Source organism: Serratia rhizosphaerae (assembly GCF_009817885.1).
GTDB lineage: Bacteria > Pseudomonadota > Gammaproteobacteria > Enterobacterales > Enterobacteriaceae > Serratia_B > Serratia_B rhizosphaerae.
The window spans coordinates 3,968,293-3,981,662 of sequence record NZ_CP041764.1; the positions used below are offsets into that span (position 1 = coordinate 3,968,293).

The window sequence follows — 13,370 nt, forward strand, 5'->3', positions numbered from 1 at the left end:
TGTTCAGCTTCTAGGTACTATTTTTGCGTGGTTGGCTATCGCGCTGTTTATCTGTTCATTTTTTATTTTGGTATCAAAAAGAAAAAATATACGGAGCTGATTGAGCTATACAAGGCTAATGGTTTTTCTTTCCCTGGCCTTTACGCTTTCTTTTCACTGGCTGGTTTTTTTGGTTGTTTTCCTATGGCTTTATATTTTAAACGTTTATTGGCGGCAAATAGTGTTCGTATGGATGATGGTGGAAACATACCTTTGGCCGCTTATCGCTTTATCAAGTCTCAACCTACGGCTCTCACTGGTTGGGTGCATAAGTTGTATTACCTCTGGTTGTCAAGCATGCTGTTTTTCGTACTGGCAGCGATTTGCGCCGCCTTGGTTAGTTTTTCCCCCGGCTGATATTTTTGTTCCTCTCTGATGGGACAAGGGAGATCAATACGCGATAAAAAGGCCCGTTGCCGGGCCTGATATTACCATCAGAAGTTATAGCTCATCCCTACGGTATAGCGACGGCCGTCCAGCGTGGTGTTGTAGTGCTCGTAATCCACGGTTTTATCGAGGATGTTATACACCCCGCCGGTCAGCTGCAGGTTTTTCGCCGCCTGATAGCTGACGCCGACGTCGACAAAGGTATAGGACGGCGTGCTTTTGGCCATCGAGGTGCGGCTCAGGTACTCCGAGGTTTTACTGCGGAAGTTGACGCGGGTCCACACATCGAGATCGTGCGCCGCCTGCCAGTCCAGCACGGTGTTGAACATATGTTTCGGCATCTGGTTCAGCGGCTGGCCCTGGAACTGGCCGCTTTTCTGTTCCGATTCGGTATAGGTATAGTTGGCGGTCAGCTGCCAGTCTTTGGCGATCTTCCAGCTGGCGGTGGCTTCTACACCGCGCATATTGGCCTTGTCGACGTTGACGCGGTCGCTGATAAAATCGTAATCGATGCCGCCGAGAGAGCAGCCCGGCTCATCCTCGCAGCGTCTGACTTCGGTGATCTTGTCTTTGAAGTCGGTGTTGAACAGGGTGATCCCGGCGTTCAGATTTTGCTGGTTATCCCACAGCAGGGCGATCTCTTCGCTCAGGCTCTTTTCCGGCTTCAGGTCCGGGTTGCCGACAATCATGCCTTTGCTCGATCCGCCGCCGGTGGCCTGGCCCCAGCTGGCTGACGACTGGCGCAGATCTGGCGAGCGGTAGCCGGCGGAAACGCCGCCCTTCAGCGTCCACTGCTCGGCCAGATGCCAGACGCCGTACAGGCGCGGCGTCCAGTGGCTGCCGTAGTTTTGGTCGCGGTCCATACGGATGCCGCTGGTCAGGCTGAAATCATTGGTCATTGCCCATTCGTCTTCGGCGAACAGCGCCCAGCTCCAACGGGTCAGCTGGTTGACGCCCTGCGCAGATTCCAGCTGGTTGCCGCTGTCGCTCAGTTTTTCATAGCGGTACTGGCCGCCGATATTCAGCATATGGTCGCCCAGCGCGAACTGATTCTGGGTATTGAAGATGGTGTTGTACATCTTCATGTTGCGGCCCGGATTGTTGGTCTCTTCACGCTGGATATAGCTGGTGGTATTGCCGATATCGTAGTAGCCGTTGTGCGTCAGCGAGTAGTTGGTGCGGGTATACAGGCTGTCGCTTGGCTGGTTGGGTTTACAGCTGCCTTTGCGGCAGCTCTCCGTCGCCACGGATTTACCCGGCGTGCTGTTGCGGTCCTGCAGCGAGCGGCCGACTTCAAACTCAAACTCATTCTGCTCATCCGGCGTCAGGCTGAAGACAGCGGTACCGCTGCGCATGCGCTGTTCATTATAGCCGTTGACGATTTTGTCTTCGGCGCGGTGGGACAGCAGGCCGTTGACGCGCAGGCCGAGCAGGCCTTCAATCAGCGGGCCGGAGGCGTAGGCGTTGGTCTGATACAGGTCGCCGGAGTCGCGGTTTTCCTGGAAGGTGGCGTCGGCGTGCACCGAGCCGCGCCAGCCCTGCGTGGTGGAGGTTTTACGGGTGATGATGTTAATCACGCCGCCCATCGCGTCGGAGCCGTACAGCGAGGACATCGGCCCGCGCACCACTTCAATGCGTTCGATGGCTTCCAGCGGCGGCAGCCAGCCCTGCTCAATCCCGGCGTTGTCGCTGTTAGGGCGGGTGCCGCGGGTATCCACGCGTTTGCCGTCGATCAGAATCAGGGTGTATTTGGACGACATGCCGCGGATGCTGATATCGCTGCTGCTGCCGCCGCCGGTGACCACCACGCCCGGCACGTCTTTCAGTGCGTCGGTCACGTCGCGATAGGCTTTATTTTCGATCTGCTGACGTGGGATCACCGAGATGGAGGCGGCGGAATCCTGGATCTTCTGTTGGAAACCAGAAGCGGTGACCACCATGGTGTCTTGCGCGGTTTCCGGATCGGCGGCGAGGGCGGCCTGGCTGGTGAGCGCGGCGATAATGAATGCGGTGAGTTTGTTATAGCTTGGCTTTTCCATGAAATAGCAATTCCTGGCCCAGAGCGGCAGAGCAACGTTGTCTGCCAAAAGAGTAAGTACAAATGAAAACCCATTAAATTCCGGGGAATTCAATGGCCCGCGTGAAAACGTGAGGCTATTGTAAGGAAATAATAGAGAATGTAAATGCAAATGATAATCCGTATCATTTGTATATTTGATCAGGGTTTTTGATACGGCACAGTACGTGGCGCAGGGAAGCAGGCGGCAATATGGCGGCCCTCTTCAGCAGAAGAGGGCGCAGGCAGGGCAGAGATTTAGAAGGTGGTAGGGGTATGGGCGCTGATGATACGGCACTCGCGGGCCGAAGTATTACTGAAGCTGTGCGGGATGCCGGTGTTGATGGCGTAACTCTGGCCGGCGCTGAGCGGGTAGCTCTGGCCGTTGATGGTCAGAATGATTTCGCCCTCCAGTACGGTGCCAATCTCCTCACCCTGATGCTTGATTTTTTCTCCGGTGGTGGAGCCGGGCTGATAGGTTTCCAGCATCATCGCCAGGTTACGCGTCGGGCTGCCGTTATGCACCAGTTTCATCGAAACGCCCTGGCTGCCGATTTCGATCAGGTCTTCCGCCTCGATCACCACTTTGGGCTCATCCGGCCGCTCCGGCTCGGCAAAGAACTCGGACAGCGACAGGTCATAGACCTTCAGCAGTTTCTGCAGCGTGCTGATCGCCGGGCTGACCTTGTCCTGCTCAATAGTACTGATCGCGCTGTGGGTCAGGCCGGACAGCTCGGCGACCCGCCGCTGCGACAGGCCTAACTGCTGACGGATTTGCGACAGGCGCTTTCCTGGCGCCAGGGGGATTTCGCTCATAGCGGTACTTCCTTCTGGTGGCTGCGACAGGCAGAGATAAAACCGTTATACGGCGGAAATGCGCCGCACGATTGTGATATCCCGGATATCAGATGTATCCATCATACGGAGGAAAGGGTGGAAAATATATTGCCCATGCTTGTCTCCGATAGGACGGCAAGAATATAGATGAAAACGACGTTAACGGTTTTATTGGCGCAGCTGATGAAAAATCATGCGGCATTGTAACATTCGCGCCATTGCAATGTTAATAGTATGTTTCTCTGAGCGGCCGTTATTTTGAGCGCGGAGCGTAGGACGGGCAATTTGCCGTGCAGTTACACGCCGTCGCCGGCGATTGGGTGTTGAAAAATGACTGAAAGGGTGTAAGGTAAAACCTAAGAAATAACTCAAGGTGATGTCAGACGCTGAAATATCCATCTAAACGAAGGATTTTAGTGCGATCGCCAAAAAGAATTTGCAGTTGGAGGGCTTCTGGATCTTGTCATCCAGAGGTTTTCTGATGCAAAATACCCGTAATGCAGAGATAGCCGACGTTTTAAAGCGTCGGTTATTTTTTTGCATCTAGTTTTGTAAACCGAGCGTTTCATACACAAGCGAGGCCGGACTCCGAGCCGGATAGATAAACAGTTTTGTGCACGATCAACCAAAAACTTCATTGGTCGTGACTCATGAGGAAAAGAAAGATGGGGCAATTTTTCAATACAGCACCGGTGCCCGCCGGTTTCCGCTGCACCCGCGGCGATTACGGACCAGCAACCAAGGTTTCCTTGATGCATATCCCGGCTCCCCTTACCCCTCTTTTAGAATTAAGTCGCCTGTTGCGAAGTTTCCCCGCAACCTTGAGTCTTAGCGTGTCTACTCTCCGCAAGTCTGAAGGTAAGGGGGGGCTGAACAATGTCCGATAACATCATCAGCGCCGCTCCGGCACAACGCACTCAGCTGCGTAAAACCCTGACTCTGGTACCTGTGGTCATGATGGGCCTGGCTTATCTGCAGCCGATGACCATCTTTGACACCTTTGGCATTGTTTCCGGCCTGACCGACGGTCACGTCGCCACCGCCTATGCCTTCGCGCTGCTGGCGATTTTATTTACTGCGCTCAGCTACGGCAAACTGGTGAAGAAGTTCCCATCGGCCGGTTCTGCTTATACCTATGCGCAGAAGGCGATCGGGCCGCACGTCGGTTTTATGGTGGGCTGGTCATCACTGCTTGATTACCTGTTCATGCCGATGATCAACATCCTGCTGGCCAAAATTTACCTGGAAGCGATCTTCCCGGGCGTGCCGTCGTGGATCTTTGTCGTGGCGCTGGTGGCGCTGATGACGCTGTTCAATCTGCGCGGCATCAAGCTGGTGGCGAACCTGAACTCCATTATCGTGGTGGTGCAGGTGGCGATCATGGTGGTATTCCTTGGCCTGGTGATCAACGGCGTGTATCACGGCGAAGGCGCCGGTACGCTGGTGAGCAGCCGTCCGTTCTGGTCCGACAATGCGCACGTGGTGCCGATGATTACCGGCGCGACCATTCTGTGCTTCTCGTTCCTCGGCTTTGACGGCATCAGCTCGCTGTCCGAAGAAACCAAAGATGCCGAGAAGGTGATCCCGAAGGCCATCTTCCTGACCGCGCTGATTGGCGGCGTGATCTTTATCGTGGTGTCTTACTTTGTACAGCTGTATTTCCCGGATATCTCCCGCTTCAAGGATCCGGACGCGTCCCAGCCTGAAATCATGCTGTACGTGGCCGGCAAGTTCTTCCAGTCGGTGATTCTGGTGTTCTCCTGTGTGACCGTACTGGCATCCGGTATGGCGGCGCACGCCGGCGTATCCCGCCTGATGTATGTGATGGGCCGTGATGGCGTGTTTCCGGAGCGTTTCTTCGGCTATGTGCATCCGAAGTGGCGTACCCCGGCGATGAATGTACTGCTGGTGGGGGCGATCGCCCTGTCTGCGGTGTCGTTTGATCTGGTGACCGCGACGGCGCTGATCAACTTCGGCGCGCTGGTGGCTTTCACCTTCGTGAACCTATCGGTGATCTCGCAGTTCTACATCCGCGACAAGATGAACCGCGGTGTTAAAAATACCGTGAACTATCTGATTCTGCCGGTGCTGGGCGCGCTGACCGTCGGCGCGCTGTGGCTGAATCTGGAAAGCAGCTCGATGACGCTGGGCCTGGTTTGGGGCTCCATCGGCCTGATCTATCTGGCGTTCGTCACCCGCAGCTTCCGTCTGCCGGTGCCGCAGGCGAGTGAAGACGTGGCGTAAGCGATAAGCGTTAGCGCTGAATGAAAAAGGGCTGAACAGTGTTCAGCCCTTTTTTTGTGCCCGCAGATTGGCGGAGGGAATCAGCGCATTTCCAGCCGCGGGATCACCGACATGCCGACGCGCAGGCGCGCGACGTCGCTCTGGTTCGGCTCCAGCTGAATTTTCACCGGCAGGCGCTGCACCACTTTGGTGTAGTTGCCGGTGGCGTTGTCGGCGCTGATGGCGGCAAAGGTGGCTCCGGTGGCCGGCGCGATGCTGTCGACGTGGCCGCGCAGGGTGACGCCGGGCAGTGCGTCGACGCTGATGGTGACCGGCTGGCCGCGGCTGACGTTGGACAGCTGGGTTTCCAGGAAATTGGCCAGCACATAGCTCTGCTCAAGCGGCACGACCGCCAGCAGCCGCGTACCGGCGCTGACCCAGGCCCCCTGACGCACCGCCCGCTGGCCGACAACGCCGTCGATAGGCGCCACGATGCGGGTATAGGAGAGATTCAGACGTGCCTGATCGACGCTGGCCTGCGCGGCGGCGATATCGGCGTTCGCCTGCTGCCGGCTGGCCTGCAGCACGCCGACTTGCCTGCGTGCGGATACGACGGCGGCCTGATTCTGCTTAACCTGCGCGGCGGCGCTCTGCATCGAGGAAGCGGACTTCAGCTGTTCATCGGCTGAAATGGCGTGGCTTTTCAGCAGGCGGCGGTAGCGCTCGGCATTTTGACCGGCGTAGTTCAGCGTTGCCTGGCTGGCGCTGACGGCCGCTTCGGCCTGGGCGATATTGGCCTGCTGCTGTTCCAGCTGGGCCTGAATGCTGGCCAGCTTGGCCTGACTGACCTGCAGGCTGGCTTCGGCGGTTTCCAGCGCGACGCGGTAATCGCGGTCATCGATCGTCGCCAGTACATCGCCGGCTTTAACCTGTTGGTTGTCCTCGACGTTGACGTTGCGGATATAGCCGGACACCTTGGGGGCCACCAGCGTATAGTCGGCGGTGACCACTGCATCGGTGGTGCTGTAGTCGTGACGGTTGCTGAATGACCAGATGGCAAAAGCACAGGCCAGCAACAGCAACAGCAGCAGCGCCAGGATGAATGTCCGTTTGGCAGGTGTAAAACTCATAGTTAGGATCTCGATGTTTTAGGAGCTAAAGGTAACAGCGTTTGCGGCGGGTAGACGCGTTTTGGCAGCCAGAGGGTCAGCAGTACCAGCAACAGCGCGCAGCCGATGATCAGTAAATAGGCATCGCTGATGCCGAGGATCAGCGCCTGATGTTTCACCAGCGTTGAAAAATGGCCGAGGTTTTCCGCCGAGCTGACGGTGCCGTCGGGCAGCAGCGGCGTACTGTAGCCGGCGCTGTCGCCGGTGGCGGCGGTCATCAGCCATGGGCGGTTGCCCAGTTGGTCGACCAGAATGTGCGAATGGAACTGCTCGCGCCGGTCGAGGAAGTGGGTGACGAATACGCCGGCCGCCACGCTGGAAAAACCGCGCACGGTATTGAACATGGCGGAGGCGAACGGCCCTTCCGGCGGCGCCACCACGCTGGTTGAGCCCATCAGGATCGGCAAGATCATCATCGGCTGGCCGAACGCCTGCAGCGCCTGGATTAGCCAGAAGTTCTGCCGCGCCCATTCGGCGGTCAGCTGCATGCCCATCAGGCAGGAGAGCATCATCGCGCCGGCGCCCAGGGCCAGCATCCAGCGGCTGTCGACCCAGCGCCAGTTCAGCAGCATGGCGATAAACGGCGCGATAATCAGCTGCGGCAGGCCGACGGCCAGCGCCAGCGGTGCAAACTGGGTGGTGCGGAACCCTTCCACCTGTGCGAAATAGGCGGACGGCAGTGACGAGCCGGACAGCGACAGCGTCAGCACTGCGGCGAGCGCCAGCAGGCCGAAAGCCAGGTTTCTGCGTTCCAGCATCTGCAGCTTGAACAGCGGCAGCGGGTGAAACCACTCATTAATCAGGAAAACGACCAGCAGCGCGGCGGAGGCCAGCAGCATGGCGCCGATCAACGGCGAATTCAGCCAGTCCAGCCGTTCCCCCTGGGTGAGCGCCAACAGCAGCAGCGCAATACCGCTGCAGCCGGTCAGCATGCCGAACAGATCGGCCTGCTTCAGCCGCTCCAGCCGCAGCGGATCCTGCGGCAGCCCCCAGCCGATCAGCAGGGCGGCGATCAAACACAGCGGCACCACCTGCCAAAAAGCGAACTGCCAGCCGACGCTGTCGGTCCACAGCGCCGTCAGCGATGCGGCGACGTTAGGCCCGAAGGTGGCGGTCAGCGCATAGGCGGCCAGGCCGTACAGTTTTATTTGAGGCGGCAGAAAGCGCAGCGCCACCGTCATCAGCAGCGGTGGCAGTGCGCCGCCGAACAGTCCCTGAATCACCCGCAGGGTAATAAACGGCGCGGCGCCGGTGGCGAAGGGCTGCAGTATGCCCACCGCAGCGAAGCCGGTGATGACGATCAGGGCGAAGCGCCGCAGGGAAAAGGTGACGGCCAGCCAGGGCGCTACCATCATCGCCGCCACTTCGGCGGCCTGATAGGCGGAGGTGATCCAGCTGCCCGTGTCATAATCAATGCCGATCGCCGCGCGGATATCCGCCAGCGCCAGACTGGAGATACGATCGTTCAATCCGGACGTCAACGCGGCAATCAGCACGCCGACTAACCCCAGCGCTAAACGCAGGGTAAAAGGGTGCGGCGGCGGCGCGGCCGCAGGCTGGGTTGTCATATGAGTACTCCAGAGAGGGGAATTAATCGATGCGGTGTACTGTATTGTGATACAAGTCGCGATTTATATTATATTGTGATGCATTGTATTGCAATGTGGTACAGTGCGCGCGTCAAAGCATGAGTGTTACAATGGACGTGAACCGCACGAAAAGGAAAAGTGTTATGTCTGAATCGCCAATAGCCCGCGACGACGAAAGGACGAGGGGTATTCAGGTCATCGCTCGCGCAGCGAAGATCCTCAACGCGTTGGGCGAAAAGCCAAACGGTATGAGTTTGGGCGAGATCGCCCAGCGGGTCGATCTGCCGCGTTCTACGGTGCAGCGTATTGTCGGCGCGCTGGACGATGCTCAGCTGGTACGCAGCCACGGCAGCGTCGGCGGGGTACGTCTGGGGCCGGCGCTGCTGCGTCTGATTACCAACGTGCATACCGACGTGGTGGCGATCGCCCAGCCCTGGCTGCAGGCGCTGAGCGATGCGACCGGGGAAACCGTGTCGCTGGCGCGGGCCAACGGCCTGCAGCTGGCGGTGGTGCACTATATTGTTGCCGAGCGCGAGCTGCGCGTGGTGCCGCGGTTGGGCATGAACCTGCCGCTGTACAGCACCTCCGGCGGCCGGGCGCTGCTGGCGCTGGATAACGACGATGCGGCCCGCACGCTGCTGGGTGAGGCCTACCCGGCGATTACTGATTTAACGGTGCGTGATTTTCCCGCGCTGATGACGCGTCTGGCGGAGATTCGCCGAACCGGGCTGGCTTACGATCGCGGTGAGACGCTGGAAGGCATCTCCACCATGGCGGTGGCGATCGACACCATCCTGGGGCGTTTCTCCATCAGCCTGTTGATCCCCGGCCCGCGCCTGCAGAAAAATGAGGCGCATTACCGGACTGAAATTCTGAAGTGCAAAGAGGCGCTGATCGATGAAATCGGCAAAGTGGCGCTGCGTGATGAATAGGAGCCTGAGATGAAAACGTTGTTGGTGGCGGTGGATAATTCGGACGCGACGCAATATGTATTGGCCCTGGCCGCCGAACAGGCGCGGGCGCAGCAGGCGCAGGTGCTGGCGGTATGCTGTATTGATGCGGGTTATGCATTGTTGGTGAACGGCGATGAAGAGGGCGGCGAAGACCCGGCCGATTTTGCCTATGCCAATGACGAGCAGCAGGCGGCTGAAACGGTGGTGCGGCAGGCGCTGGCGGTGCTGAGCGAGGCCGGCGTCAGTGCCAGCGGCAAGGTGCTGGTCGGCGAGCCGGCGGAAGCGATTGTCGCGGAAGCGAAGGCGCAGAAGGCGGCGATGATCGTGATGGGGCGTCGCCAGATGTCATCCTTTAACCGCCTGTTGAAAGGTTCGTGCAGCGTGGCGGTGGTCGAACATGCGCCTTGCCCGGTGCTGATCGACGTGCGCATTGACGAATAACCTGCGGTGGGCCAGGCCCACCGCACTCCTGCCTTACCCGACCAGCTGCTTACCATAATCAAACAGCGCTTTTAGCTGCGCCATTTTGGCGTTGTCGCCTTCATGCAGGTTATACAGCGCTTCCAACTGCAGAATATAGGCCTGCACCCGCTCGGCGTTGAGCACTTCCCGACGGTGCTGCAGCCAGCGTTGTTGTTCGGCATCGTCCAGCGTGTTCGGATAGTTGCGTGCGCGGTAGCGGAACAGCAACTCCTTCATGCGGCCGTCGCCAAAGGCCAGATCCAGCGCCGGCAGGTTTTGCGGCTTGGTTTGCAAAATGATTTTCATCGCCGCTTTATCGGCATCGCTGAAGAAACCATCGTACAGTTTGGCGTCGACGTCGTCGGCCGGGGTGAAGGGCTCCGCTTCGGCATACAGCGCTACCACTTTCTCGCGGACTTCCGGGTGCTGACGCAGAATCTGCAGGTTATCCAGGCAGGCCTGGCGATCGATGCCCAGCCGTTCGGCATTTTCCGGCAGCAGGGTTTTGGCCGGCGCCAGCACCGGGCATTTATTGATATGCACCAGTTTGATCGGCGCCGGCGGCTGATCGGCCGCCAGCTGGTCGCGGCGGGTATATAAGCGTTCGCGCAACTGATCGGCATTCAGATCCAGCAGCGGGGAGATGTCGCCGGCCAGATCGCAGACGATCACCGCATTTTTATTCTCCGGGTGCCAGGCCAGCGGCGCGATCCAGCTGGTGTTGCTGCGTGCCGCGCCGAACATGCCGGAAACGTGCACCAGCGGCGTCATCTCGGCAATGTCGATCAACGCATTCAGCTTGTGCTTGTTGCGGTGCTGCAGCAGGTAGTCGAACAGGCGCGGCTGCGCCTGCTTCAGCAGCTTGGCCATGGCAATGGTGGCATACACGTCCGACATCGCGTCGTGCGCCTGTTCATGCTCGACGCCGTTGGCGCGGGTCAGGTGCTCCAGACGGAAGCTGGGGAAGCCCTCGTCATTTTCCGGCCAGACAATTCCCTCTGGCCGCAGAGCGTAACAGGCGCGCATCACATCCAGCAGATCCCAGCGTGAATTACCGTTTTGCCAGCTGTAGGCATAAGGATCGTGGAAGTTGCGGTAAAAAATATTGCGGCTGACCTCATCGTCGAAACGAATATTGTTGTAGCCGAGGATACAGGTGCCGGGAACGCTGAAGGCTTCGTTGATCTGACGGGCAAACTCGGCTTCGCAAACGCCTTTGGCCAGCGCCTCCTGCGGCGTAATACCGGTAATCATCACCGCTTCCGGATCCGGCAGGTAGTCATCCGCCGGGGTGCAGTAGATCACCAGCGGCTCTTCGATGATATTGAAGTCCATATCGGTGCGCACGCCGGCAAACTGGGCTGGACGATCCAGCGACGGACTTTTGCCAAAGGTCTCATAGTCGTGGATGTAAAACGTATTCTGTCTGCTGTTGTTTTTCACTGTCTGAGCTTGTCCGCGTTTGTCATCTGATTGACAGATTTAAAGGTGTTTCACCCTTGATCCGCTGCGTTTGCTACATGGTAAACCATCTTCGGGCAGTCCAGAAGGGGAATGCGGCCGGTTTTGCTGCGCAGGTTCAGTCTAAAAGGAATTATCGATAGGTTGTATGGGGCAGCGCCCGAACATTGGTAGGAGGGCCTTTGACGTGCCTGAGAGGTTCATCGTGCTATGGAATATGAAACCATTCGGGTATGTGCATGAGTAGACCTCCTCCAAGTATTGAAAACGACTCATGGGATTTTTGAAGGCTATGAGGCAAGACTATCAATAAACATAAGGGTAAAACCAACGGAAATTAAAGTGGCCGCTACCATATGCATACTATAATACCTATTTATCCATGCCTTCAAAGGTTCGGGTAATGATTGCACATATTCATAGGAGATTTTTGGCATTTTGGTACCCCTCCCCAACTTAATAGTTTTATTTTTGAGAAGCTTCCTGAAAAATCCAACGACAAATAGGCTTGTAAAAAAACCGCCCTTGGAATAAACAACGTAAACATCCGGCATGATAAGATCACTGGATAAATACCGGGATAAAACCTCCTCATATCTTTTCTTTGTGAAACCAAAGTACACCATAATAAATATGAAAAAAGTAGTACCAGAGAAACCAAGCACTGTCCCGAAAAACATTAAATAGAAACTCATTGGCGATATCTCATCATTATTTTTAAACAATATCGGCAGCGTAATCACTATACTTTCTGCCCATATAGCCGTTAACAGCCCTCCTACCAGATAGCAATAATGGTTTTAGTCTCCGTCACGAGATAGGTAGCCAGTCGGGTAGATACATCAGCACCCCTCCCAAGAGCATTGAAAATGACCAGATTAAAAAGAGGTGAAAGTAGCGTTTAATCCAACGTGTTTCACTCTCTGGTAAAGCATTGACAAAATCGTAAGATTCATTCCCAAGGTACTCATTTTTGGACAGTTGAATGCGCTTTCGGGTCAGAAGCTGCCAAAAAAATATGGTAACGATCATGCTGCCAAAATATCCCGCGGAAGCGGCAAGCATATCAAATCGCCTCATAAACAAACCATGTGATAAATATTTTGAAATCGTGTTGTTATAATCTTTTTTTATGTAAGAAAAATAGGCAATGCTAAAAATAAAGAGCAACATCCCTAGGAAGGCTATTATTGTACCAAAATTTCTAACTGCATCACTCATAATTTACCTATGTTACTTAAACAAGATATCGGCCATGCCGCGTCCTACACCTCTACCAATAGCTTCACCTGCGGTGGTCCCAGCGTATGCTCCAATACCACTGCCTATGATGGCACATGCTACGCCGGCACTACCGGCCATAGGGGCACTGATAATTCCTAAGGCAACACAAACTCCACCCCCAGCCAGAGCTCCCCAGGTACCTCCAGCTGAACCTAATCCTACTCCGCCAACAAAGGCGCCGTATTCTTTGAAGGCAACATGACCGCATTCATTCTCGCGGCCGGTTGTACAGGCATGATACACGTCATTGGTCGTGCTGGTCGCTGATATTGCCAAACCCACCCATCCAGCATTCTTCATAAATTTAATGGCTCTGCTGGTTCCATCCAGATAAGTCGAATAACCTCTAATCGCGCCCACGCCAACCGTAGACCACTCATGGACAATTGAGCGGCTTGACAAATTCAGGGCGCTTTTGATGCTGTCATACGGACGCAGATTCAGGATTTTACGCGTTAGTCGGCTGAATACAGGTTTATCCAGCATCACTTTGAGCTCCCCAAACAGGCGATTCCGTTCGACAAAAAACTGCTGACCAATTAGCGTACCTTGGGTGCGGAACTGGTTCTGATAGGTAGCTTCTACTTTTCGCAATATTTCATCAATTCGTTCAAAGTAGCGTTTCCCTGAATCACTGGCGATGCCTAATCCGGTGCTGCTGCCATTAAGTATGGTGGCGAGAGTGTCGTAATTGCGCTGCAGAAATGTCGCTTGTTCGGCATCCACCTGCGCCATCGCTTTATTCACCTGGTTTTTGGCCCGGCGTAAATGGTGTAGGGCTGGGCCTTGGTGGGGGTTGTGCGGATCGGCAACGATCAGAATATGTCCCGGCTTCACCCATGGAGTATCGGCATTGAGCTGCAGGTAATAGCGGGCGGCTTCGCTGTTTGGGTTTCTGAACAGCATGTTT

11 protein-coding genes are annotated in these 13,370 nt (G+C 56.3%); 4 read left to right on the forward strand and 7 right to left on the reverse strand.

Annotated elements, in window-relative coordinates; translation table 11 throughout:
- Positions 1–27: 27 nt before the first annotated feature.
- Complete coding sequence (locus FO014_RS18350) at positions 28–396, forward strand: hypothetical protein (protein WP_160030556.1); 369 nt, start codon at positions 28–30, stop codon at positions 394–396.
- 77 nt (positions 397–473) lie between these two features.
- Here the strand turns inward: FO014_RS18350 and FO014_RS18355 are convergent, their stop codons facing one another.
- Together FO014_RS18355 and puuR are read right to left on the reverse strand one after the other, a co-directional pair.
- Positions 474–2,465, reverse strand: a complete 1,992-nt coding sequence (locus tag FO014_RS18355) for a ligand-gated channel protein (RefSeq protein WP_160030557.1) — start codon at positions 2,463–2,465, stop codon at positions 474–476.
- 275 nt (positions 2,466–2,740) lie between these two features.
- Positions 2,741–3,298 (reverse strand): HTH-type transcriptional regulator PuuR, encoded by a 558-nt coding sequence (gene puuR, locus FO014_RS18360; RefSeq protein WP_160030558.1) that lies wholly within the window; start codon positions 3,296–3,298, stop codon positions 2,741–2,743.
- Between the two features lie 897 nt (positions 3,299–4,195).
- On the opposite strand from puuR, the gene FO014_RS18365 reads away from it, so the two are divergent.
- Complete coding sequence (locus tag FO014_RS18365) at positions 4,196–5,563, forward strand: APC family permease (protein ID WP_160030559.1); 1,368 nt, start codon at positions 4,196–4,198, stop codon at positions 5,561–5,563.
- A gap of 80 nt (positions 5,564–5,643) precedes the next feature.
- Here FO014_RS18365 and FO014_RS18370 read toward each other — a convergent pair whose 3' ends face one another.
- Together FO014_RS18370 and FO014_RS18375 are read right to left on the reverse strand one after the other, a co-directional pair.
- On the reverse strand, positions 5,644–6,672 hold the full coding sequence (locus tag FO014_RS18370) for an HlyD family secretion protein (RefSeq protein ID WP_160030560.1): 1,029 nt from the start codon (positions 6,670–6,672) through the stop codon (positions 5,644–5,646).
- A 2-nt stretch (positions 6,673–6,674) separates the two neighbouring features.
- Positions 6,675–8,279: an MFS transporter gene (locus FO014_RS18375; RefSeq protein WP_160030561.1), complete on the reverse strand. Its 1,605-nt coding sequence runs from the start codon at positions 8,277–8,279 to the stop codon at positions 6,675–6,677.
- 164 nt (positions 8,280–8,443) lie between these two features.
- On the opposite strand from FO014_RS18375, the gene FO014_RS18380 reads away from it, so the two are divergent.
- Both FO014_RS18380 and FO014_RS18385 read left to right on the forward strand, forming a co-directional pair.
- A complete protein-coding gene (locus tag FO014_RS18380) occupies positions 8,444–9,232 on the forward strand; it encodes an IclR family transcriptional regulator (protein WP_160030562.1) in 789 nt (262 codons plus the stop codon).
- Positions 9,233–9,241: 9 nt separating this feature from the next.
- Positions 9,242–9,694, forward strand: a complete 453-nt coding sequence (locus FO014_RS18385) for a universal stress protein (protein ID WP_160030563.1) — start codon at positions 9,242–9,244, stop codon at positions 9,692–9,694.
- A gap of 33 nt (positions 9,695–9,727) precedes the next feature.
- Here the strand turns inward: FO014_RS18385 and sbcB are convergent, their stop codons facing one another.
- From sbcB to FO014_RS18400, 3 genes are all read right to left on the reverse strand, one after another.
- The gene (sbcB, locus tag FO014_RS18390; RefSeq protein ID WP_160030564.1) at positions 9,728–11,158 is read right to left on the reverse strand and encodes an exodeoxyribonuclease I; all 1,431 of its coding nucleotides are present in this window, start codon (positions 11,156–11,158) and stop codon (positions 9,728–9,730) included.
- A gap of 828 nt (positions 11,159–11,986) precedes the next feature.
- Positions 11,987–12,397, reverse strand: a complete 411-nt coding sequence (locus FO014_RS18395) for a hypothetical protein (RefSeq protein ID WP_111736761.1) — start codon at positions 12,395–12,397, stop codon at positions 11,987–11,989.
- Positions 12,398–12,409: 12 nt separating this feature from the next.
- Positions 12,410–13,366 carry a hypothetical protein gene (locus FO014_RS18400; protein ID WP_246167990.1) on the reverse strand — a complete coding sequence of 319 codons (957 nt, stop codon included), beginning with the start codon at positions 13,364–13,366 and terminating at the stop codon, positions 12,410–12,412.
- Positions 13,367–13,370 lie beyond the last annotated feature (4 nt).

Excerpts from the sequence above, each read along its gene's own strand:
- FO014_RS18355 (WP_160030557.1), bottom strand. The coding sequence starts at position 2,465 with ATGGAAAAGCCAAGCTATAACAAACTCACCGCATTCATTATCGCCGCG.
- puuR (WP_160030558.1), bottom strand. The coding sequence starts at position 3,298 with ATGAGCGAAATCCCCCTGGCGCCAGGAAAGCGCCTGTCGCAAATCCGT.
- FO014_RS18365 (WP_160030559.1), top strand. The coding sequence starts at position 4,196 with ATGTCCGATAACATCATCAGCGCCGCTCCGGCACAACGCACTCAGCTG.
- FO014_RS18370 (WP_160030560.1), bottom strand. The coding sequence starts at position 6,672 with ATGAGTTTTACACCTGCCAAACGGACATTCATCCTGGCGCTGCTGCTG.
- FO014_RS18375 (WP_160030561.1), bottom strand. The coding sequence starts at position 8,279 with ATGACAACCCAGCCTGCGGCCGCGCCGCCGCCGCACCCTTTTACCCTG.
- FO014_RS18380 (WP_160030562.1), top strand. The coding sequence starts at position 8,444 with ATGTCTGAATCGCCAATAGCCCGCGACGACGAAAGGACGAGGGGTATT.
- FO014_RS18385 (WP_160030563.1), top strand. The coding sequence starts at position 9,242 with ATGAAAACGTTGTTGGTGGCGGTGGATAATTCGGACGCGACGCAATAT.
- FO014_RS18395 (WP_111736761.1), bottom strand. The coding sequence starts at position 12,397 with ATGAGTGATGCAGTTAGAAATTTTGGTACAATAATAGCCTTCCTAGGG.
- FO014_RS18400 (WP_246167990.1), bottom strand. The coding sequence starts at position 13,366 with ATGCTGTTCAGAAACCCAAACAGCGAAGCCGCCCGCTATTACCTGCAG.